23 protein-coding genes are annotated in these 21472 nt (G+C 70.4%); 14 read left to right on the forward strand and 9 right to left on the reverse strand.

Going from position 1 to position 21472, the window contains the following annotated elements:
* Positions 1-83 precede the first annotated feature (83 nt).
* The 3 genes from yqeK (at position 84) to rsfS (ending at position 2389) form a co-directional block, all read left to right on the forward strand.
* Positions 84-608 (forward strand): bis(5'-nucleosyl)-tetraphosphatase (symmetrical) YqeK, encoded by a 525-nt coding sequence (gene yqeK / locus IEY63_RS09870; RefSeq protein WP_189068982.1) that lies wholly within the window; start codon positions 84-86, stop codon positions 606-608.
* Positions 605-1855, forward strand: coding sequence for an LCP family protein (locus IEY63_RS09875; RefSeq protein WP_229784629.1), 1251 nt, complete (start codon positions 605-607; stop codon positions 1853-1855). Before yqeK ends, IEY63_RS09875 begins: the two co-directional genes overlap by 4 nt.
* A 162-nt stretch (positions 1856-2017) precedes the next feature.
* Complete coding sequence (rsfS, locus tag IEY63_RS09880) at positions 2018-2389, forward strand: ribosome silencing factor (protein WP_058974504.1); 372 nt, start codon at positions 2018-2020, stop codon at positions 2387-2389.
* A 57-nt stretch (positions 2390-2446) separates the two neighbouring features.
* Here the strand turns inward: rsfS and IEY63_RS09885 are convergent, their stop codons facing one another.
* Positions 2447-2914, reverse strand: a complete 468-nt coding sequence (locus IEY63_RS09885) for a DUF3809 domain-containing protein (protein ID WP_189068853.1) — start codon at positions 2912-2914, stop codon at positions 2447-2449.
* A 13-nt stretch (positions 2915-2927) separates the two neighbouring features.
* A complete protein-coding gene (locus tag IEY63_RS09890) occupies positions 2928-3200 on the reverse strand; it encodes a DUF3248 domain-containing protein (RefSeq protein ID WP_189068854.1) in 273 nt (90 codons plus the stop codon).
* A 45-nt stretch (positions 3201-3245) separates the two neighbouring features.
* On the opposite strand from IEY63_RS09890, the gene IEY63_RS09895 reads away from it, so the two are divergent.
* The 3 genes from IEY63_RS09895 (at position 3246) to coaD (ending at position 4823) form a co-directional block, all read left to right on the forward strand.
* On the forward strand, positions 3246-3500 hold the full coding sequence (locus tag IEY63_RS09895; protein ID WP_189068855.1) for a hypothetical protein: 255 nt from the start codon (positions 3246-3248) through the stop codon (positions 3498-3500).
* Between the two features lie 207 nt (positions 3501-3707).
* Positions 3708-4280, forward strand: coding sequence for an RsmD family RNA methyltransferase (locus IEY63_RS09900; protein ID WP_189068856.1), 573 nt, complete (start codon positions 3708-3710; stop codon positions 4278-4280).
* Positions 4281-4292: 12 nt separating this feature from the next.
* Positions 4293-4823, forward strand: a complete 531-nt coding sequence (gene coaD / locus IEY63_RS09905; RefSeq protein ID WP_189068857.1) for a pantetheine-phosphate adenylyltransferase — start codon at positions 4293-4295, stop codon at positions 4821-4823.
* 58 nt (positions 4824-4881) lie between these two features.
* On the opposite strand, the gene metK is transcribed toward coaD, so the two are convergent.
* Positions 4882-6096 (reverse strand): methionine adenosyltransferase, encoded by a 1215-nt coding sequence (gene metK, locus IEY63_RS09910; protein WP_189068858.1) that lies wholly within the window; start codon positions 6094-6096, stop codon positions 4882-4884.
* Positions 6097-6335: 239 nt separating this feature from the next.
* On the opposite strand from metK, the gene IEY63_RS09915 reads away from it, so the two are divergent.
* The 6 genes from IEY63_RS09915 to IEY63_RS09940 all read left to right on the forward strand — a co-directional run bounded on the left by IEY63_RS09915 (position 6336) and on the right by IEY63_RS09940 (position 11254).
* Entirely contained in the window at positions 6336-7025 is a 690-nt protein-coding gene (locus tag IEY63_RS09915; protein WP_189068859.1) for a winged helix-turn-helix domain-containing protein, read from the forward strand.
* Positions 7022-7990 (forward strand): sensor histidine kinase, encoded by a 969-nt coding sequence (locus IEY63_RS09920; RefSeq protein ID WP_229784630.1) that lies wholly within the window; start codon positions 7022-7024, stop codon positions 7988-7990. The genes IEY63_RS09915 and IEY63_RS09920 overlap by 4 nt, the downstream gene beginning before the upstream one ends.
* 207 nt (positions 7991-8197) lie before the next feature.
* Entirely contained in the window at positions 8198-8842 is a 645-nt protein-coding gene (gene phoU / locus IEY63_RS09925) for a phosphate signaling complex protein PhoU (protein ID WP_189068860.1), read from the forward strand.
* Positions 8843-8907: 65 nt separating this feature from the next.
* Entirely contained in the window at positions 8908-10143 is a 1236-nt protein-coding gene (gene coaBC, locus IEY63_RS09930) for a bifunctional phosphopantothenoylcysteine decarboxylase/phosphopantothenate--cysteine ligase CoaBC (protein ID WP_268239656.1), read from the forward strand.
* Positions 10144-10209: 66 nt separating this feature from the next.
* Positions 10210-10680 carry an arginine repressor gene (argR, locus tag IEY63_RS09935; RefSeq protein ID WP_110832006.1) on the forward strand — a complete coding sequence of 157 codons (471 nt, stop codon included), beginning with the start codon at positions 10210-10212 and terminating at the stop codon, positions 10678-10680.
* A 4-nt stretch (positions 10681-10684) separates the two neighbouring features.
* Complete coding sequence (locus IEY63_RS09940) at positions 10685-11254, forward strand: HD domain-containing protein (RefSeq protein WP_189068861.1); 570 nt, start codon at positions 10685-10687, stop codon at positions 11252-11254.
* Here IEY63_RS09940 and IEY63_RS09945 read toward each other — a convergent pair.
* Positions 11220-12422, reverse strand: a complete 1203-nt coding sequence (locus tag IEY63_RS09945) for a CaiB/BaiF CoA transferase family protein (protein ID WP_189068862.1) — start codon at positions 12420-12422, stop codon at positions 11220-11222. The genes IEY63_RS09940 and IEY63_RS09945 overlap by 35 nt on opposite strands.
* Before the next feature lie 72 nt (positions 12423-12494).
* On the opposite strand from IEY63_RS09945, the gene IEY63_RS09950 reads away from it, so the two are divergent.
* Complete coding sequence (locus tag IEY63_RS09950; RefSeq protein ID WP_189068863.1) at positions 12495-14771, forward strand: xanthine dehydrogenase family protein molybdopterin-binding subunit; 2277 nt, start codon at positions 12495-12497, stop codon at positions 14769-14771.
* Positions 14772-14843: 72 nt separating this feature from the next.
* Positions 14844-16061, forward strand: coding sequence for an MFS transporter (locus tag IEY63_RS09955; protein WP_189068864.1), 1218 nt, complete (start codon positions 14844-14846; stop codon positions 16059-16061).
* 67 nt (positions 16062-16128) lie between these two features.
* Here IEY63_RS09955 and IEY63_RS09960 read toward each other — a convergent pair whose 3' ends face one another.
* The 5 genes from IEY63_RS09960 to IEY63_RS09980 all read right to left on the reverse strand — a co-directional run bounded on the left by IEY63_RS09960 (position 16129) and on the right by IEY63_RS09980 (position 21472).
* Entirely contained in the window at positions 16129-16803 is a 675-nt protein-coding gene (locus IEY63_RS09960; RefSeq protein ID WP_189068865.1) for a V-type ATP synthase subunit D, read from the reverse strand.
* A gap of 93 nt (positions 16804-16896) precedes the next feature.
* Entirely contained in the window at positions 16897-18312 is a 1416-nt protein-coding gene (locus IEY63_RS09965; protein ID WP_189068866.1) for a V-type ATP synthase subunit B, read from the reverse strand.
* Positions 18309-20057 (reverse strand): V-type ATP synthase subunit A, encoded by a 1749-nt coding sequence (locus tag IEY63_RS09970; RefSeq protein ID WP_189068867.1) that lies wholly within the window; start codon positions 20055-20057, stop codon positions 18309-18311. The genes IEY63_RS09965 and IEY63_RS09970 overlap by 4 nt, the downstream gene beginning before the upstream one ends.
* 118 nt (positions 20058-20175) lie before the next feature.
* A complete protein-coding gene (locus IEY63_RS09975) occupies positions 20176-20502 on the reverse strand; it encodes a V-type ATP synthase subunit F (RefSeq protein WP_189068868.1) in 327 nt (108 codons plus the stop codon).
* Positions 20495-21472 (reverse strand): V-type ATPase subunit, encoded by a 978-nt coding sequence (locus IEY63_RS09980; protein ID WP_189068869.1) that lies wholly within the window; start codon positions 21470-21472, stop codon positions 20495-20497. The genes IEY63_RS09975 and IEY63_RS09980 overlap by 8 nt, the downstream gene beginning before the upstream one ends.

Raw genomic sequence — 21472 nt, forward strand, 5'->3', positions numbered from 1 at the left:
CACATACTCGCGTGATCGCCCAGTTGCTGCCCCCGCCCCCCGGCGTGGCCGCCTGGACGGGCTGGGAGGAACGGGTGCGGCTGATGGTCAAGCCGCGCCGCTACGAGCATGTGCTGCGCGTGGCTGAACTGGCGGCGCAGATCGCCCGGGCCAACGGCCTGGACGACATGCGCGCCTACGCCGCCGGGGTGCTGCACGACATCGCGCGGGACCTGCCCGACCATGAACTCCTGCGCCTGGCCCCGCCGGAGTGCGAGATCGACGCTGCGCACCCCCTGGCGCTGCACGGCCGCGCGGCCCGCACGCTGCTGGAACGCTGGGGCTACCAGGACCGCGTGGTGCTGGACGCCGTGGAAGACCACACCACCGGGCCGCGCGGCGGCAACCCCGTGTCGTCCTGCGTGTACATTGCGGACGTGTCCGAACCCGGCCGCGGCGTGAACGCCGACATCCGCGAACTGGCCCTGACCGACCTGACCGCCGCGCTGGAACGCGCCATCGTCTCCAAGGTCACGTACCTTCAGGGCCGCGGAATTCAGGTGCATCCCCGCACGCTGAAGGCCTACCACGCCCTGCCCTGCAACGCCCACCTCTCCTGCCTGACGTGACGTCCGTGACCCACTCCCCTGCACCCCGCATCGCTGGGCTGCGCGCCCTCCAGGCGTTCGGCCTGACCCTCTCCGCCCTGGCCCTGGGGGGTTTTGCGCTGCTCAGCGGCGCCGGACCCGCCACGGCCGCCACCGTCACCCCCGGCCAGGCCCCCAACCTCACGCTGCTGATCGCCGGGCGCGACATCGTGTACTGCTACTACCAGCAGCCCTGCAAGAACCAGGACCAGCGCACCGGCCTGGCGCAGCCGCCGAATACCGACACGATCATGCTCGTCAAGATTCAGGGCACCACCGCGCACGTCCTGAACATCCCGCGCGACACGAACGTCGGCCCCTTTGACCGCTACCGGTCCGTGGCACTGCAGAAGATCAACAGCCAGTACTTCTCCGGTGGGGGACCCGAGGCGCTCGTGAAGGCCGCCGAGACCATAACCGGCGAGCACGTCGACTCCTACGTGATCGTCCGCACCGACTACGTCGAGCGGGTCATCGACGCCCTGGGCGGCCTGGACGTCACCGTGCCCGAACCCGGCATCGAATGGGTGGACAACGCGGCGGGCGTGAACCTGAAGCTCGCGCCCGGCGCGCACCACCTGGAGGGCAAAGAGGGCGTGCTGTTCCTGCGGGTCCGGAAGGGCTTCGGGGACGATTACGGCCGCATCGACCACCAGAAGCAGGCCCTCACCCAGCTGGCCGGGAAACTCCGCACCCCCCAGGGCCTCGCGGCGCTGCCCACCATCCTGGGCGGCATCGGCAACGGCGTGGAAACGGACGTGAACCCCGCCACCATCGCCGCGCTGCGCCCCTACCTGGGCCAGCTGAAACTGAGTTTCGCCACGCTCCCCACCGACGACATCCCCGGCACCTTCAACCTCGCCGTGAACCGCGAACGGCTCGCGCAGGTGTGGGGCGACGTGCCCGCCACGCCCCCCAACCCAGACGTGAAGGTCACGGTCGTGGACGCCAGCGGCGAGAACCTCGGCCCGGCCCTGACCCGCGCCCTGACCGCCCTGGGCTACCGCAACGTGCAGGTCACGCCCGCCCCCCGCAGCGGCGAGGCCAGCCAGGTGTTCACGCAGCAGGACGTCGCCGACGCCTCCCAGCTGGCCTTCACGCTGAACCTCCCCCGACTCCAGGGGGAACGCTTCCCCGTCAGCGCAGGCGAAGTCGGCATCCTGCTCGGCGCGGACGCCGTGAGCAGCCTCGGCGCCCTCAAAGGCCTGGGCAGCGCCCCGACCCCCTGACCCGCCCCCGCACCCCGCACACCACCTGAAATGAATTCACGGTAGGCGCGCGACCCGCCCCGCGCCCTGTAGACTGACCCATTGCAGCGCGCCCCGGCCCCAGAGGCCCGCGCCGCGCGCCAAACCCACGCCCCCCCCGCCCCACTCATCTCTGGAGCCCCCATGACCCCTGACACCACCACCATGAACCAGCTGCGCGCCATCGTGGACGCCGCCCGCGAACGCCGCGCCGAAGACGTCACTGTCCTCGACCTGACCGACGTGAGCAGCACCCTCGAATACTTCGTGATCTGCACCGCCACCGCCGGCCTCCAGCTGAACGCCGTGCAGGAGAACATCCGCGAGAAAGCCCAGGCGACCGGCCTGCCCCGCCCCAGCGTGGAAGGCCCTAGCGAACGCTGGCTGCTCCTCGCGTTCGGCGGCAGCGTCGTCGTGCACATCATGACCAAGGACGCCCGCGAGTACTACGACCTCGAAGGCCTCTGGAGCGACGCGCGCGTCCTCGACTTCCCCGAACCCGAAGTCAAAGCGTAAGCCACCAAACAGCGAGGGGCCCCGCCATGAATCAGGCAGGGCCCCTCGCGTTTCGCGTTATTCCTGCGCGGCCTGCATGATCCCTGTGGGCAGCTCGCGCGCCACGCGGTCCAGGGTGCGCCCAGCGGCGGCGCGGATCATCTTCTCGAACGCCGCGCCGCCCCAGCCCTGCGCGTCCGGCGTGGCCAGGTGCGCGCGGAACTGGAACGCGAAGTGCAGCGCATTCCCGTCCAGGCGGGCCTGACCGGCGACCTCCACCCAGGCGCGCTCGCCGCTGATGGCCTCCGGGGTCAGGATCGCGCCGTCCGGCGTGGCGGTCAGGACACTGCGGAACGGCAGGTCCACCTCTCCCAGGCCGGGGAGCGGCACGAGCAGCTCGCCGCGCACGCCCTCGCCGTCGGCACGCAGGTCCCGCAGGAAGCGCACGCGGGCCAGCGCGCGGGCCGGGTTACGCACGAACGCCAGCGCCGCCGCGTCATCCCCGGTCCAGGGCAGTGTGAAGTCCTGCGTCGCCTCGACGATCACGCGAGCACCGGAATCAGTCGACCCACTCGATCACGACTCGCTTCGCGGCCAGCGCCGCCTGCAACTCGGCGTCCCCGGCGCTGCGCAGCCGGGGCAGGTGCGCGAAGCGGGGCGTGGCGGACGCGAAGCCCAGCCGCACCACCACGTCGTCGCTGGCCTCGTCCTTCCCGATGCGCCACACGAGCTGCCCGCCCAGCGCGTCCAGGGCGCGCGCCAGTTCCGGCGAGGCGGCCTCCAGGGCGCTGGAGTCCGGCAGCTCGGCAGGGTCGCCCGGCAGATCGGTCATGCCCGCCATTGTACGCGGCCCGCCACGCGGCGTAGAACGGGTGGCATGACGAGCATCAGCTGGCGCGCCCTGGAAACCCACGTGGGCCTGAACGACCTGCCCGCCTTTCACCGCGCGTTCCTCACGTGGCGCGGCGTCGAGGGCGCGGACGGCATGCCGCTGAGGCGTGTGCAGCAGCGCGTGGAGGCCGAACTGAACCGCCTCGTGCAGGCGGGGCAGGCCACCCGGGACAGCGAGGACTGGCAGCTCCAGCCCGGCGCGCTGGACGGCTTCGAGGCCGCCGCGCCCCACCTCGGCTGAGCCGGGCCAAGTGCACCGTGCTCTATCCTGAAGGGATGACGTTCCCCTCCCCCACCCATACCCGTAGGGGCCAGCGATGAAGCGGATTCCGTCTGTTCCGTGGCTCCCCCGGAACCCCACCGGGGCAGCCACTCCACGCCCGGAACCCGCACGACTCTCACTCGCGTCCGCTCGGGTCGAACGGCAGGCCGTTCAACCGGAGGTGCTATGAGTCTCCGAATTCTGGGCGGTACGGCGAAGGGCCGTAGCCTGCAGGTGCCCGACAGCGCCCGGCCCAGCGGCGCGCGCGTCCGCAAGAGCCTGTTCGACCTGCTGGCCGCCCGAGCGCCCGCCGGACGCTACCCGGAGTTCATTGATCTGCACGGCGGGAGCGGCGCGATCGGGCTGGAGGCCGCCAGCCGTGGGTACCGCGTGACGCTGGTCGAGAAGGACGTGCGGGCTGTGCGGGCGCTGGAGGCGAACGCCCGATCGCTGGACCTGCGGGTGCGGATCGTCAAGGGGGACGCCGGGGCGCTGCTGAAACGCCTGGGGCAGTTCGACGTGGTGTTCAGCGACCCGCCGTACGAAGCAGACATCCCGAAACTGACCGCTCAGATCCTCGCCAGTGGTGTCCTCGCGCCCGGCGGGCTGCTGGTGTGCCAGCACCCGGACCGGCTGCACCTGCCCGGGCACGCGGGCTTCACGCGGGAGGAACGCGAGTACGGCAGCAATACCCTCACGCTGTACTGGCAGGGCGAGGCGGCGACTGACGACGTGCCCGATGACGGCGAAATCGGGTAAGGTGGCGGGGTTATGAACGCCGTTTTCCCGGGCTCGTTCGACCCGATCACCAGTGGGCACATGGACGTGCTGACGCGCGCCTCGCGCATCTTCGACCAGGTGACCGTGACGGTCATGCACAATGCCCGTAAGCAGGGCCGCCACCTCTTCACGCTGGATGAGCGCCTGGAGATTCTGCGCGAGGCGACCGCGCACTTCCCCAACGTCAGCGTGGATTCCTTCGGGGGACTGCTGGTGGACTACATGGCCCGCCAGGAGACGGGCAGCGTGATCGTGCGCGGCCTGCGCGCCGTGTCCGACTACGAGTACGAGTTGCAGATCGCGCACCTGAACCGCCAGATCGGGGACGCGGAGACGGTGTTCATCATGGCCGCCACCCGCTGGAGCTTCGTGAGCAGTTCCATGGTGCGCGAGATCGCCAGTTACGGCGGGAACGTCAGCGAGATGGTGCCCCGCGCCAGCGCCAGCGCACTGCGCCGCAAGCATGCTGACGTGTACGAGGAACGCGAGGCGGAATTGCAGGCCCAGACCGCCGGAAGCTGAAGCCAAAGACCGCGCCGCCCCCAGCCTGAACCGGGGGCGGCGCGTCTCCGTGGATGGGTCAGTCCTGCTGCGCGGCGGCTTTCAGCGCCTCGGCCTTGTGGGTCTGTTCCCAGGGGAATTCGGGGCGGCCGAAGTGGCCGTACGCGGCGGTCTGCGCGTAGATGGGGCGGCGCAGGTCGAGTTCCGCGATGATCGCCTGGGGGCGCGCGTCGAAGTGCTCGGTGACGATCACGGCGAGGCGGTCATCGCTGACCGTGCCGGTGCCGTACGTGTCGACGCGCAGACTGACGGGCTGGGCGCGGCCGATGGCGTACGCAACCTCGACCAGCGCGCGCCGGGCGAGGCCCGCGGCGACGATGTTCTTGGCGATGAAGCGCGCGTAGTACGCCGCGCTGCGGTCGACCTTGGTGGGATCCTTGCCGCTGAACGCGCCGCCACCGTGGGGCACGGCGCCGCCGTAGGTGTCCACGATGATCTTGCGGCCGGTCAGGCCGGTGTCCCCGTGGGGCCCGCCGATGACGAAGCGCCCGCTGGGGTTGATGAAGTACTTCGTGTCAGCGGTGAGGTACTCGGCGGGGATCACAGCGCGGATCACGTGCTCGATCATGTCGGCGCGGATCTGTTCCTGGCTCACGTCCTCGCTGTGCTGGGTGCTGATGACGACGGTATCCACCAGGGTTTCGGTGGCCTCGTGGGGTTCGCCGTCGCGGACGACCGTGACCTGCGCCTTCGCGTCGGGGCGCAGGTAGGGCAGCGTGCCGTCCTTGCGCAGCTGCGCGATGCGCCGCGTCAAGGCGTGCGCGAGGCTGATGGGCAGCGGCATGAGTTCCGGCGTCTCGTCGGTGGCGTAGCCGAACATCAGGCCCTGGTCGCCCGCGCCGACCATCGAGTGCGCGTTCTCTGCAAGTTCACGCTGCTCTTCGATCATGCCGCGCCACTCCTCGCTGTGGTTCACACCACCGGCGATCTCGGGGCTCTGTTCGTGCAGGCTGACCAGCACGGCGCTGTACTCGGCGTCGAAGCCGTAGTTCGCGCGGGTGTAGCCGACCTGCTTGACGGCGTCACGGACGGTCTTCTGGACGTCCACGTGGGCGGTCTCAGCGGTGACCTCGCCCGCCACGACGGCCATGCCGGTGGTGAGCAGCGTCTCCACCGCGACGCGACTGCCGGGTTCCTGGCGCAGGAACTCGTCGAGAATGCTGTCCGAGATGAAGTCGGCCAGCTTGTCGGGGTGCCCTTCAGACACCGATTCCGAGGTGTAATACTTCCGCATGTTGGCTCCTTGCGTGCGGGGGGGCGTCTCACAGAACCACCTGGAGAGGGATGTCGCTGCGGTCCCTGCACGGCTCCCAGCGCCGGGATAGGCGCGCAGTTGCACCCCGCAGGGTACCGCAGGCCGCGGAAGGGAAACAGGGGCGAAGGCCACCGCTGTCCAGCCTGCTGCGGCCGTGCGGGGCAACTGTGGGGGCGGAGCTGACATTCGCCTGACCTGAGCCTTAAGAATGAAGGGACATGAGCCACGTCGTTGTCATCGAGGACGAGGGGACCGTCAGAGACGTCCTGCGCTTTCACCTGGAGCGGGCCGGGCTGCGGGTCACCGCCCTGGAGTCCGTGACCGGCGCGTTCGACGTACTGCCCGGCGCGGACGCGCTGGTGCTGGACTGGATGCTGCCCGGCGAGAGCGGCCTGAGCTTCCTGCGCCGCCTGCGGGCCGACGCAGAACTGCGCCGCATGCCGGTGCTGATGCTCACCGCCCGCGCCGCCGAGGCCGAGCGGGTCGAGGGCCTGGAGTCCGGCGCGGACGACTACCTGACCAAGCCGTTTTCCGCCGCGGAACTCGTGGCGCGGGTGCGGGCGCTGCTGCGCCGCACGCAGCCGGACGTGCCCGCCGTCCTGAGCAACGGCCCCCTGAGCGTGGACGTGGGCGCCGCCGAGGCGCGCGTGGGTGGACGGCGCATGAACCTCACGCGGCGTGAGTTCGACCTGCTGGCGTTCATGACGCAGCACGTGGGGCGCGTCTATACCCGCACGGAACTGCTCGACCGGGTGTGGGGCGCGGACTTTCTGGGCGGCGAGCGCACCGTGGACCAGCACGTCACGCAGCTGCGCGCCCACCTGGGGGACGACCCGGGTAAACCCGGCTTCCTGGAGACGGTGCGCGGCAAGGGGTACCGCATGCGTCCCTGGGCGGACGGCGCGTGACGTCTCCGGAGGCCACCGGCCGCACGGTGGGCGCGTCTGATCACTGGATCGACGCGCTGCCTCAGGCGGTCCTGCTGACGCACACGGGGCTGGTCACGCGCGTGAACGCCGCTGCTGCGCGGCTGTGGGGCGTGCCGCAGGAGCGCGCCTCGGGCCGCCCGGTGCTGGAGGTCGTGCGCCGCCACACCCTGGAAACCCTGCTCGAACGCGGCGGGGAGCTGGAACTGGAGGTCACGGGCCGCACGCTGCGCTGCACCGCCACCCGCGACGGCCTGCACGGCGCGCTGATCGTGGAGGACGTCACCGAGCACCGCCGCCGCGAGGCGGAGCTGCGCGAGGCGACCGCTGTGCTCTCGCACGAGTTCCGCACGCCGGTTGCGGCGCTGCGCGGCGTGCTGGAGGCCCTGGAGTACGACATGCCCCGCGACCTGGCGCAGAATTTCGTGCGGCAGGGCCTTCAGGAGACCGAGCGCCTGGCGCGGCTGGCCGAGGACCTCGCCGTGGGCTTCCGGCCCACCCGCGCCCGCACCCTGCCGCTGGCCGAGGCCTTCGTCCGGGCCGAGCGGCTGCTCTCGGGCGACCTGAACGCCCGCCGGGCCAGCGTCACGTTCGGGCAGGATCACCTCGTGCGGGCCGATCCGGACAAGCTGCTGCAGGTGCTGCTGAACCTCATCGAGAACGCCCTGAAGTACGGCCCGCCCGCAGGGCAGGTCGAGGTGCAGACTCATGAACGCGGCACCTGGATCGAGGTGAGTGTCCTCGACCGGGGCACGCCCATTCCCGACACGGAGAGCCTCTTCAAGGCGCACACGCGGGGCCGCGCCGCGACCGGGCAGGGCAGCGGCATGGGCCTGTACATCGTCCGGAGCATCGTGCACGGCTGGGGTGGGCAGGCCTGGGCCGAGCGGCGCGGCGACGCGAACGCCTTCTGCTTCACCCTGCCGGGCGTGGGCGGCATCGGCTGACGGTGGTCCGGGGGCGTGAAGGTGCCGTGCCTGAAAGTCCCCCGGACCCGAGCGGAGCGAGAAACCGACCAGAACAGGCGAGTGAAGTGGAGGGGATGGGCGTACCGTCCGCCCGTCACCGCAGCGGAAAGCGCCTGCCCCCGCCAGCTGACCATTCCCTGACACTCCCGCGCGGCGCGGGGTGCTACGTTCAACACAGGAGTCCCCATGCGTGAAGCCCTCGAAAACGACCTGCGTGCCGTCCTGAACGGCGCACTGAACATGCTCGGCACTGTCGAGCGCATGCTGCCGGTGGCGGGGGACGTCCTGCTGCGCGAGAACGTCGAACGCCTCGCGGAGGTCAAGGCCCTCGACCGCGAGGTGGACGCCCAGGAAGCCCAGATCGAGGCCGAGTGCCTGCGCATCATCGCGCTGCACCAGCCGGTCGCGCGGGATCTGCGGATGGTCGCCCTGATCCTCAAGAGCCTCAGCGACATCGAGCGCATGGGTGACTACGTCGTGCACGTTGCCGAGGACGGCGCGGAACTCGCGCAGGCGCCCGCCCTGAAACGCTACGTGAACCTCTCGCGGATGCTTGACCGGCTGGGCGAGATGAGCCAGAACCTCCGCACCGCCATCGCCGACCGTGACGTGGCGCGCGCCGAGGCGACCGTGCAGATGGACGACGAGGTGGACGACCTGTACGAGCAGATCCAGCGTGAACTCGTGACGTACATGCTCGAGGACCCCCGCAACATCAGCAAGGCGCTGATGCTCATGCGGGTGGGCCGCAGCCTGGAGCGCGTCGGGGACCACATGGAGAACATCTCCGAACGCGTCCGCTACTGGGTGACCGGCCAGCGCGAAGGCTGACACGAGAAGAAGCGGCACCGCCCTGCCAGAAACGGAGGGTGGTTTTTTACGCCTATCCTGTACCCGTGAGAACGGCTGATGAGCGTCCGTGCGTGCTGGTGATCGTGGGGGGGAGCATGGCGGCGGTGAAGGCCCCGTCGGTGCTGCGCCGGTTGCGGGAACGTGGCGCGCAGGTGCGGGTGATCGCGACCCGCGCGGCGCTGGCGTTCATCACGGAGTTGAGCCTGAGCACGGCGGCGGACGGTGCGGTGGGCACGGACGCGCACTGGTTCGAGGCGCGGCCGGACGCGCTGCACCTCACGCACGCGCGGGTGGACGCGGCGGTGGTGGTGGGCGCGTCGGCGGAGTTGCTGGCGGGGGCGGCGCACGGGCACGCGGGGGATCTGGCGCTGGCGACGCTCCTGAGCGTGCGCGGGCCGGTGTTGTGGGTGCCCGCGATGAACGAGCTGATGTGGACGCACCCGGCGGTGCAGGCGAACGCGGAAACGCTGCGTGGCTGGGGGCACCGGTTCCTGGGGCCGGAGGTGGGGGCGTTCGGCACGCGCGGCGAGGGGCGCGGCGTGGGCCGCATGAGCGAACCGGACGACATCGCGGACGCGACACTGGCGCTGCTGAAGAAGGGGGACGCCTCCCCTGCCCCGCTGAGGGATCTGGCGGGCGTGCGGGTGGTCGTGTCGGCCGGGCCGACGCGGGAGTACCTGGATCCGGTGCGGTTCATCAGCAACCCGTCGAGCGGGAAGATGGGCTTCGCGGTGGCGGAGGCTGCCCGGGACCGGGGCGCGGACGTGACGCTCGTGACCGGCCCGGTGACCCTGCCGGACCCGGCAGGCGTACGCGTGGTGCGGATCGAGTCGGCGCTGGAACTGCGGGACGCCGTGGTGGACGCGTCGCGGGACGCAGGGATCGTGGTGATGACGGCGGCGGTCGCGGATTACCGCGCGGCCACGCAGAGCGGCGAAAAGCAGGCGAAGGTGGCGGGCGACGTGACGGTTCACCTGACGCCGAACCCGGACATCCTGGCGGAACTGGGCCGCGAGAAGGATGACCGGGTGCTGGTGGGCTTCGCCATGGAGACGCACGCCGGGGTGGAACGCGCGGCGGGCAAGGCGCAACGGAAGAACGCGGATTTCATCCTGCTGAACTACCCGACGCGGGAGGGCACGGCATTCGGCGGGGACGACAATCAGGTGACACTGGTGCGCGCCGACGGCTCGCATGAGGACTGGCCGCGCGTGAGCAAGCGCGAGGTGGCCGAGCGGCTGCTGACCGAGGCGGCGCGGCTGCTGCCCCGTCAGGGCTGAGCGGGGTTCTGCCCGGCGGGACGCCCGTCATTGAATTATGCAGTGCATATGCATATGCTGTGTGGAATGGCGGGAACGCTCAGTAAGGAACAACGTCAGAAACGCATTCAGGACATCATCGCCCGCGACAGTGTCAGCACCCAGGGGGAACTCGTCGAGCGCCTCCAGGCCGAGGGCATCCGCGTCACGCAGGCCACCGTCAGCCGCGACATCAACGAGCTGCGGCTGGTGCGCCTCCCGGTCGGCAAGGGCCGCCACCGCTACGCCCTGGCGCAGACCGCCGGGCACGTGGGCGCGCAGGAGGAACTCGCGCGGCTCTTCCAGAACTTCGTGCACGACATCGACCGGGGCGAGAACATGCTCGTGATCCGCACCACGGACGGGCACGCGACCGGCGTGGCGCTGGTGCTCGACCGGGTGCGCCGCGACGACATCATCGGGACCCTGGCGGGCGAGGACACGATCTTCGTGGTGGCGCGCACCACGGCGGACGCGGAGAACATCATGGAGGAGTTCCACGCCATGATGCTGGGCTGAAGCCATGACGAACGAACAGGCCCTGCTGACCGCCGTCGAGGCGTTCGCGGGGACGTTCTACGCCGGGCCGGGCCGCGCGTACCACAATGCCGCGCACGTGCGGGCGCTGCTGGACGCGCTGGCCACGCGGGGCGTGCTGACGCCCGCGCTGGCGCTGGCCGCGTGGGGCCATGACCTGATCTACGATCCGCGCGCGGCGGACAACGAGGCGCGCAGCGCGGACGTGTTCGGGGACTGGCTGGCCGCGCAGGGGGCGCCCACTGACCTTCAGGCGGAGGTGCGGGCGCTGATCCTCGCCACCCGGCACACTGCGCCGCCGACCACGCGGGCGGAGGCGCTGTTCGTGGACGCCGACCTGAGTGTCCTGGGGGCCGATGCTGCCACGTTCGACGCGTACGACCGGGCCATCCGCGCGGAGTACGCGCACGTGCCCGAGGCTGCGTACCGCGCCGGGCGGGCGGCGGTCCTGCGGGGCTTCCTGAACCGCGAGCGGCTGTACCTCACGCCGGAGTTCGCGGGGCTGGAGCCTCAGGCGCGGGTCAATCTGGCTCGGGCGCTGGCTCGGCTGCGCTGATCTCGGGACTGAATCCCAGTTCCGCCAGCACTTCGGCAGTGTGCTGCCCCGCCGTGGGGGGCGCGCGGCGCACCGGGAGGGCCTCCCCGCCGAAGCGCCAGGGGGGGCTGGTGACGGTCGTCTCGCCCAGGGTGGGGTGCGGGACGGGCACGGCGACGCCGCGCGCCTGCACGTGCGGGTCGCTGAAGACGTCGGCCAGGTCGTTCACGGGGCCGCAGGGGACGCCCGCCACCTCCAGGCGGGTCATGAGGTCGGCGCGGGTGTGGCGGGCCAGTGCGGGCAGCAGGAGGAGATCGAGCTCGGCGCGGTGGGTGACGCGGCCCTCGTTCGTGGCGAAGCGGGCGTCCGCGCTCAGATTCGGGTCGTCCAGCGCCGCGCAGAAGCGCCGCCACAGCGCGTCGTTCCCCACGGCGATGTTCACGAATCCGTCCGCGCAGGGGAAGGTGCCGTACGGGACGATGGACCGGTGATCGTTCCCGGTGGGCACGGGGACCTCCCCGGTGGCGAGGTAGCGGCCCACCTGCGAGGAGCCCAGCGCGATCACACTTTCTAGGAGGTTCACGTCCACCCGCGCGCCGCGTCCGGTGCGTTCGCGGGCGTACAGCGCCGCGAGGATCGCCTGGGTGATCAGGGCGCCGCTGTACACGTCCGCGACCGCCACGCCGACCCGCAGGGGTTCGCGGCCGGCCTCGCCGTTGTAGCTCATGAGGCCGCCCATGCCCTGCGCGATGACGTCGTACCCGGCGCGGTCGCGGTACGGGCCGCTCAGGCCGAAGCCGGTGATGCTCGCGTAGATCAGGCGGGGGTACGCGGCGTGCAGGGCCTCCCAGCCCAGACCCAGGCGCTCCAGGGTGCCGGGCCGGAAGTTCTCGACGAGCACGTCACTGCCCGCAATCAGGCGGCGGGCGGCCTCCAGCCCCTCCCCGGTCTTGAGGTCCAGGGTGACGCTGCGCTTGTTGCGGTTCACGCTCAGGAAGTAGCTGCTCTCCCGGCCGCCCGCTCCTGTCTGGAAGGGTGGGCCCCAGGCGCGGGTGTCGTCCCCGCCGGGCGGCTCGACCTTGATCACGTCGGCGCCCAGATCGCCGAGCAGCATGGTGCACAGCGGGCCGGTCAGGACGCGGGTGAAGTCCGCGACGCGCACGCCACTCAGGGGCAGGTCTGGGGTCATGTATGTGGATGCTAGCGCGGGCGTACACTGCCAGGGTCATTCATTCGTTCTTGTCCCCTGGAGGTTTCACCCGTGACCACGCCACAGCCCCCGGCCCGTTCGCACCTGGGTCGTCCCCGCAAGATCATTGACGGCCTGGAGAAACTCGTGGGCCGCGCGCCCTACGTTGCTGATCAGCAGCTGCCGGGGCTGCTGCACGCGCGGCTGGTGCTGTCGCCGTACCCGCACGCGCGGATTCGCGGGGTGGACCGCGCCGCGGCGCTGGATGTGCCGGGCGTGCAGGCGGTGCTGCTGGGCGCGGACCTGAACGTGAAGCCCGCGCACTCGCGGCCCAGCCTGCTGCTCGCGGAGGATCTGGTGGTGTTCGCGGGGCAGCCGGTCGCGCTGATCCTCGCGGACACGGAGGCGCAGGCGGCGGACGCGGCGGCGCTGCTGGACGTGGACTACGAGGCGCTGGATGCCGTGGAGGACGGCGAGGCGGCGCTCGCGGACGGCACGCTGGTGTGGCCGCAAGGCGTGCCGAAGGCGGACGGCGGCATGGCGGGCCTGCACGGCGGCGAGGCGGGCGCGCAGGCGGCGCAGGCGCCCAGCAACGTGGATGAGGACCGGACCTTCGGGCGTGGGGACGTGGACGCCGCCCTGAGCGCGGCCGCCTTCACGGCCGGGGGGTCGTTCCGGGTGGCGGGCGTGCACCAGTCGTACCTGGAGCCGCACGCGGTGGCCGCGCAGCCCGGCGCGAGGCCCGGTGAGGTCACGGTGTACACCAGCACCCAGGGGCAGTACGTGGTGCGCAGTGAGGTGTCGGGCGCGCTGGGCCTGCGCGAGCGGGACGTGCACGTGGTCCCACTGACGGTCGGTGGGGGCTTCGGCGCGAAGTACGGGATCATGGACGCGCTGGTGGCCGCGGCGGCCCTGCACGTTCAGAAGCCCGTGCGGCTGGTGCTGACCCGCAGTGAGGACATGCTGACCACCATGCCCGCCCCGGCCATTGACGTGACGCTGCGTCTGGGCGCGGACGCGGACGGCACCCTGACCGCCGTGGACGCGGACGTGCTCGTCGAGAACGGCGCGTTCAGGTTCGGGCACGGGGGGATCATCGCCACGATGCTGGGGGGCCTGTACCGCTGCGAGAACGTGCGGGTGCGCACGCGGGAACTGCTGCTGAACCGCGCGCCGGTGGGCGCGTACCGCGCGCCGGGCGTGCCGCAGGCGCTGTTCGCGCTGGAGTCCGCCGTGGACGACCTGACCCGGCAGCTGGGCGCCGACCCGCTGGAGTGGCGCCTTCAGCACGCCGTGCAGGCGGGCGACCCGATGGGCACCGGTCGCGCCTGGCCGGACATCGGGCTGCGTGACTGCCTGGAGGCCGCGCAGGCGCACCCGCTCTGGCAGTCGCGCGCCTCGCTCCCCGAGCAGGAGGGCGTGGGACTGGCGGTGGGCGGCTGGCCGGGTGCGTTCTCCCCGGCGGGCGCGGTGTGCCGCGTGGACACGGACGGCACGGTGCGGCTGCACGTGGGCAGCGTGGACATCAGCGGCGTGCATTCCAGCATGGTCCTGATTGCGGCTGAGACGCTGGGCGTGGACCCGGATCAGGTGGAGATCGTGCAGGGCACCACGGACAGCGGGCCGTACGCACCGAACTCCGGGGGGTCGCAGGTGACGATCAGCCTGTCGGGCGCGGTACTGGACGCCAGCACGCAGGTGCGTGATCAGCTGCTGGAACTGGCGGCGCGGCACTTTGAGGCGCACCGGGATGACCTGGAACTCGCGGGCGGGCAGGCGATGGTGCGGGGCATTCCGGACCGCGCGATTCCCATTGGCAAGCTGGCGGCGCAGGCGCAGCGCACGCCGGGCGGGCCGGGCCCGGTGGTCGCGGAGGGCCGCGCGGCGCTGAAGGCCGGGGCGCCGGGCTTCGTCGCGCATCTCGTGCACGTGCGGGTGGATCCGGCGACCGGGGCGGTCACGCTGCTGCGGTCGGTGGCGGCGCAGGACGTGGGCTTCGCGCTGAACCCGCTGCTGGTCGAGGGGCAGATTCAGGGGGGGAGCGCGCAGGCGCTGGGCCTGGGTCTGCTGGAGGGACTGGCGTACGCGGGCGGTACGCTGGTGAACCCGAACTTTCTGGAGTACGCGTTCCCGACGAGTACGGACATGCCGCCGCTGGAGACGGTGCTGGTGCAGCGGCCCAGTGAGCACGGGCCGTTCGGGGCGCGGATCGTGGGGGAGCCGCCGATCACGGCGGGCGCGGCGGCCCTGGCGAACGCGGTGCGTGAGGCGGCGGGGGTGCGCGTGACTGAGCTGCCCATCACGGCTGAGGCGGTCTGGCGGCTGGGACAGGAGGCGGCCAGTCGGTGAGTCTGGGCGGTGGTGGGCTCAAAGGTGAACGCCAGAGTAAACCGATTTAAGTTTTAAAGTTATGCTGGGGGTATGTCGATCCCCGCCTCATCCCCTGCGCCCGGTCTGGCCCCACCCGACCGGGCCACGCAGGTGACCCTTCTGCTTCTCTCCGCCCTGACGATCATGTCCGGGGCGACCATCGCCCCCGCCCTGCCCGCCATGCAGGCGCACTTCGCCAACACGCCCAACGCGGCCCTGCTCGTGAAGCTGGCCCTGACCATCCTGGGCATCGTCATTGCCATCACGGCGCCGCTGTTCGGCACGCTCGCAGACCGGTACGGGCGCCGTCCGGTGCTGCTCGCCTCGCTGGCCCTGTACGTGCTGGGGGGCGGCAGCGGCCTGATCGCCCAGAGCCTCGGGGCGGTGCTGCTGGGGCGCGTGGTGCTGGGCCTGGCCGTGGCGGGCACCATGACGGCCGCCGGGGCGCTCGTGAACGACCTGTTCAGCGGCGCAGAGCGGGGCCGCTTCCTGAGCCAGCAGGCGGCCTTCAACAGCTTCGGCGGCGCGGTGCTGCTCCCACTGGGCGGCGTGCTGGCCGCCGTGGGCTGGCGCGCCCCGTTCACGCTGTACCTCGCCGCAGGACTGCTGCTGCCCCTCCTGCTGCGCCTGCCGCGCGGCATTCCGGGCGCCGCTCACGATCCCGCAACGCCCGCGCAGGCGCCCCGCTGGGGCGCCATCTCCCTGGTGTACGCCCTGTCGCTGGGGTACATGATCGTCTTCTACCTGATGCCCGCCCAGGGGCCGTTCCTGCTGCGCGCCCTGCACGCCAACCCCGGCCTGACCGGCCTGATGCTGGGCAGCTCCACCCTGATGGCCGCCGTGACCTCACTGGTGTTCTCCCGCTTCGCCGGACGCTTTGACGCGCGGCGCCTGGCGGGCCTGGGCATGATCGTGGTCGCCGCGGGCTGGCTGCTGGTGTTCCGCGCGCCGGGCCTAGGCGCCGTGGAGGCCGGGCTGCTGATCGCCGGGCTGGGCGGCGGCGTGATCTTCCCGAACCTGTACGCTTGGCTGGCTGACCTGACGCCCCCCGCCTGGCGGGGCCGCGTGACGGCCGGGATGAGCAGCGCGATCTTCCTGGGGCAGTTCCTCAGTCCGCTGGTGCTGGCTGCGCCCACCGGGCACGAGGCACAGGGCTTCGCGGCCGGCTCGGCACTGGCGGCTGGGATGGGCGCGCTGCTGCTGATCCTCAGCCTGCGCGGCCGCCGTGCGCCTGAGCCGCCGGTCGCGGCGGTGCCCCAGCGGGGCTGAGCAGCCACGCGATCAGCCCATGAAGAAACCGCCCTCCGGCTGGGGGGCGGTCTTTGCGTGGTGCGGGTCAGTCGGCGGCGCTGCCGTGGCTCTGCGCGTTCTGCGCTTCGCGGGCGGCCTTGTTCTTCGCCTCGATCTTCGCCTTGATCTTCTTCTGCGTGAAGCCGGCCTCGCGCTCGCGCTGGTCGAGCACGCTGCGGATGAAGCGGATGTCGTCCTCGATACCGGGGATGACGACCTGCTCCAGGGCGTTCACGCGCCGGGAGGTTTTCTTGATTTCCTCACCGATGCGGCGCAGCTTGGTTTCCGTGCCGGCGACCTTGACGATCGCTTCGAGCACGCCGCCGAAGTCGGTGGCGGCCTGAATGGTCCGCGCGCCGACGTTGATGGGGCTGAAGCTGGCCTGCTGGCCGCGTTCAGGGACCTTGATCTTGGGGACCTTCACGCCGTACAGGTTGTCGATCTGCATGTCGATCACGTAGTCGCTGCTGCCGGCCAGCGAGAGGCTCTCGACCGCTTCGGGGCTGTCCCAGGCTTTCGCGCCGAACAGGCTGGTGTAGGCGCCCTTGCTGACGCCGCTGAGCTGCTCGCGCGCGGCGAGGGCGTCCTTGACCAGCGCGAAGAATTCGCCGATCAGGGCGTCACGCTTGCGCTTGAGCAGGTCCGCGCCGCCGGAGGCGGTGCGCAGGCTGGCCTTGCTGGCCAGCAGGGCGCTGCGGGTGGGGCTGATCTGTCCTGCCATGTGTATTCACCTCCTGACGTTTCTGGAGTTCATTGTTGAGGACCGCAGGGTGCGCCGACGAGGGCCGGCGTCACCCTTCAGGCCCTCAGGGGTTTACTTGGTGGAGCGGCTGCCCTTCCACATGTCGTCCATCTTCGTACCGTAGTACTTGTCGATGGAGTCCTTGCCGATTCGGGTCAGCTGGCTCTGGGGCAGCTTGCTGAGGATGCCCCACGCGACGGTCAGGCTGTCCTCGATGCTGCGGTCCTGGTCGCCCTGGCCGATGAAGTATTCCTCGAAGTCGTTGGCGAACTTCAGGTACAGCTTGTCGGTCTCGGTCAGCGCGTCTTCACCGGTGATGGCCACCAGTTTGCGCAGGTCCAGACCATTGGCGTACGCGGCGAACAGCTGGTCGGAGATGTTCTTGTGGTCGGCGCGGGTCTTGCCCTTGCCGATGCCGTTGCCCTGAAGGCGGGACAGCGAAGGCAGGGGGTTGATCGGGGGGAACACGCCCTTGGAGTTCAGGGTGCGGTCGACCACGATCTGACCTTCGGTGATGTAGCCGGTCAGGTCGGGGATGGGGTGGGTGATGTCATCATCGGGCATCGACAGGATCGGCACCTGGGTGACCGAGCCGGGCTTGCCGTCCACGACGCCCGCACGCTCGTACAGGCTCGCAAGGTCGGTGTACATGTAGCCGGGGAAGCCGCGGCGACCGGGGATCTCCTCGCGCGCGCCGCCGATTTCACGGAGGGCCTCGCAGTAGTTCGTCAGGTCGGTCAGGATCACCAGCACGTGGTAGCCGTGCTCGAAGGCCAGGTACTCGGCGGTGGTCAGGGCCATGCGGGGGGTCAGCAGACGCTCGACCGCGGGATCGTCGGCCTTGTTCAGGAACAGCACGGAGCGGGCGAGCGCGCCGGTGCGTTCGAATTCCTGCGTGAAGAAGCTGACTTCGCGCTGGGTCAGGCCCATCGCGGCGAACACCACGGCGAAGTCACCCTCGTGGCCGGGCACCTTGGCCTGACGGGCGATCTGCGCGGCGAGTTCGTTGTGCGGGAGGCCCGAGCCGCTGAAGATCGGCAGCTTCTGGCCGCGGATCAGGCTGGTCTGCACGTCGATGGTGCTGATGCCGGTCTGGATGAACTCCTCGGGCTTGGCGCGCGCGGCGGGGTTCATGGGCTGGCCGTTGATGGACAGGCGCTTTTCGGCGACCACGGCGGGCAGCCCGTCGATGGGGCGGCCCAGGCCGTCGAAGCGGCGGCCGATCATTTCCTTGCTGACGCCCAGGCGGGCCACGTCTTCGACGAGGCTGACGCTGGCAGTCGCGAGGTCCAGACCACGGGTTTCTTCGAACACCTGAATGACGGCGTTCTGGTCACTCACGGAGATGACCTGCCCGCCACGCATCTTGCCGGAGGCGTCTTTGATGTTCACGATAGCGCCGTAAGCGAGGTCGCTGGCGGCGTTCACGAACAGCAGAGGCCCGGAGATGTACGCGACGTCGTTGTATTCCTTCTGGAGGAGGGTCACGCTTTCACCGCCTTGAAGCTGCTGTCGAGCTCGCCGAGGACGCTGTCGGTGTACGCGGCGAAGTCACCTTCGGGCGTGTAGCGGGCGCGGGCGAGTCGCTCGATGATGGGGCTCTGGATGATTTCGTCGATGGTGCTGCCGTTCTTGAGGGCCGTGTCGGCCTGGTCGTAGAACTTCAGGAACATCTTCATCAGGCCATAGTTCTTGGGCATGCTGGCGCTGGCGTCGACGGGGTCGAAGCCGTTCTGCTGCAGGAAGTCCTGGCGGAGCATGCGGCCGGTCTCGATGATCAGGCGCTCGTTGTCCTGCAGGGCGTCGGGGCCGACGAGCTGCACGACTTCCTGCAGCGCGGCCTCTTCCTGGAGGATCGTGCCGATCCGCTGGCGCAGTTCCGGGAAGTCCTCGCCGACGTTGGCGCGGTACCAGGAGTCCAGGATCGGGGTGAACAGGCTGTAGCTGCCGTTCCAGTTGATCGCGGGGAAGTGGCGGCGGCGGGCGAGGCCGGCGTCCAGACGCCAGAAGGCGCCGGTGATGCGCAGGGTGGCCTGCGTGACGGGTTCGGACATGTCACCGCCGGCGGGGCTCACGGCGCCGATCACGCTGACTGCGCCGTCGTCGCCAGCGAGGGTCTTGACGGCCCCGGCGCGCTCGTAGAACGCGGCGAGCTTGGCGCCCAGGTAGGGCGGGTAGCCTTCTTCGGCGGGCATCTCTTCCAGGCGGGAGGAGATTTCACGGAGCGCCTCGGCCCAGCGGCTGGTGCTGTCGGCCATCAGGGACACGCTGTAGCCCTGGTCGCGGAAGTACTCGGCCAGCGTGATGCCGGTGTAGACGCTCGCTTCGCGGGCGGCCACGGGCATGTTGGACGTGTTGGCGATCAGGATGGTGCGGTGCATGAGGGGGCCGCCGGTCTTGGGGTCTTCCAGTTCGGGGAATTCCACGAGCACGTCGGTCATCTCGTTGCCGCGTTCGCCGCAGCCCACGTACACGACGATGTCGGCGTTGCCGTACTTCGCCACGGACTGCTGGGTCACGGTCTTGCCGGAGCCGAAGGGGCCGGGGATGGCGGCAGCGCCACCCATGACCAGGGGGAACAGGACGTCCAGGATGCGCATGCCCGTGAGGAACGGCAGGCTGGGGTCGAGTTTCTTGGTGACGGGGCGCGGGGCGCGCACGGGCCAGTAGTGGGCCATGCGCAGCTCGGTGCCGTCTTCCAGGCGGGCGATGGTCTGGTCAATGTTGTACTGACCGGCCGGGGCGATCCACGCGATCTTCCCGCCCTTGTCGGGGGGCGTCAGGATCTTGTGCGTGAAGCTGAACTCCGGCACGGTGCCCAGGATGGCGCTGCCGCCGACGGTATCGCCGACCTGCACGCTGGGCGTGAAGTCCCACATCTGCGTGCGGTCCAGGCTGGAGACCTCGATGCCGCGGGCGATGAAGTCGCCGCTGGCCTCGCGGATCTTGCCCAGGGGGCGCTGAATGCCGTCGTAGATGCCGTTCAGCATCCCCGGCCCCAGTTCCACGCTCAGGGGGAGGTTGGTGGTCTGGACGGGTTCACCGACGGTCAGGCCGCTGGTGTCCTCGTACACCTGGACGAAGGCAGTGTTGCCGTCCAGTCGGATGATCTCGCCCACGAGGCGTTCCTCGCCCACGCGGACGATGTCGTACATCTTCGCGCCGTACATCCCGTCCGCAATCACGGCGGGTCCGGCGATGCTCTTCACGACGCCGCTCTTGTTCTGCGTCATTACGTTCTCCTTGAAAGGTCTGAGGGGCGGGGAGGGACTTCCGAGTCTAGAAGGGGAAGCGTCACGTGTCTGTGGGCCTCATCTCCTGGACCCCCGGCTGTCCCTGCGCCCCGACCTCTTACAGTTTGATATCGAAGCCGATGGTGTCGCGCACTAGCTTGCCCATGTAGGCCTTCGCGTCGACCGTGTCGGGGTTGAAGGCGTCCTTGAGGCTGGGGATGGGCAGCAGGATCGGCAGGTCCCGGCCGCGCATGATGCGGGCCGTGGCGGTGGCCGGATCGGCGATCAGGCCGGTATCCACGGCCACCAGGCCGTAGTCCCCGTCCGTGATCAGCTTCTCCAGGGCGGCCTGGGCCTGCTCGGGCGTGGTGTCCACCACTTCGGCGCCGGCCAGGCGGAAACCGGTGGCGGTCTCGTGGTCGGTCAGGACGACGACTTTACGCACCTTGCAGCTCCTTTACCAGCTCGTCCTTGCTCAGGCCGTAGAACTTCGCGCGGCCAATCAGGCGCAGACGGGCGATTTCCTGTTCCTTGCGGCGCAGGTAGTCGAGCGCCACGCCGGGGCCCAGGGCGTCGGCCATGGCGACGTTGCGGCTGGCTTCGTCTAGCAGGCGCCGGGCGACCGCCTCGGCCGTACCGAGATCGGCGGCCTCCGCGATGGGTTGCAGGTCGGCCGCGACGGCGTTGTCGCCGCCTGCGAGGCGCAGGAAGTCGCTTTCGGTGACGTCGCGTCCGCCGGGAATGAAGTACCGGACGTTGGCGGCGCTGCCGCGCAGCTGGCGGGCGATCAGCAGGTTGCGGATGTCGATTTCACGGGTGAAGTAACGGCGCACGTGGGTGCCCCGCACGCCGGCCAGCACCGCGCGGTAGTAACCCTGGTCGAGGGCCACTTCGAGATCCAGCAGGCTGCTGGCCCCACTGCTGACGGCCGAACGCAGGATCTGACCCAGCTTCCCACCGGCAACCGCGAGGGTCTGGGCGAGGCTGGCGACATCGGCACTCTGCGCGGCGCCCTGGAGCACGCTCCAGGGGACCGTACCGGCCGGGATCAGGCCGCCGACGATGTCGTCGGCACTGCGGCCCGTCAGCACGCCGCGGACCAGGGTCTTGACGTTCTGCAGGTCGTACCGGAGCAGCAGGGATTCGATTTCACGGGCGGGCTGCCCGACGGCGATGGAGCGCAGGTGGGCGATGGCCTTGAGGTAGTTGCGGCTCAGGGCCTCGTCCAGCTGGGCCAGCCCGGCTCCCTGCGCCGTGGCGTCGCCCAGGTCCTCGCGGAGCGGGGTTTCGCTGATCTGGCGCAGGAACTCCTGGTAGTTGACGCTGCTGGCCGCTTCGTCCAGCGAGCGGGCCTCCACCAGGGCGGTGCGCATCATGCGCACGCGACCGTTGATGTAACCGTAGGGGTTATTCAC

Origin of the sequence: Deinococcus radiotolerans, assembly GCF_014647435.1 — a bacterium.
In the GTDB taxonomy this organism is placed as follows: domain Bacteria; phylum Deinococcota; class Deinococci; order Deinococcales; family Deinococcaceae; genus Deinococcus; species Deinococcus radiotolerans.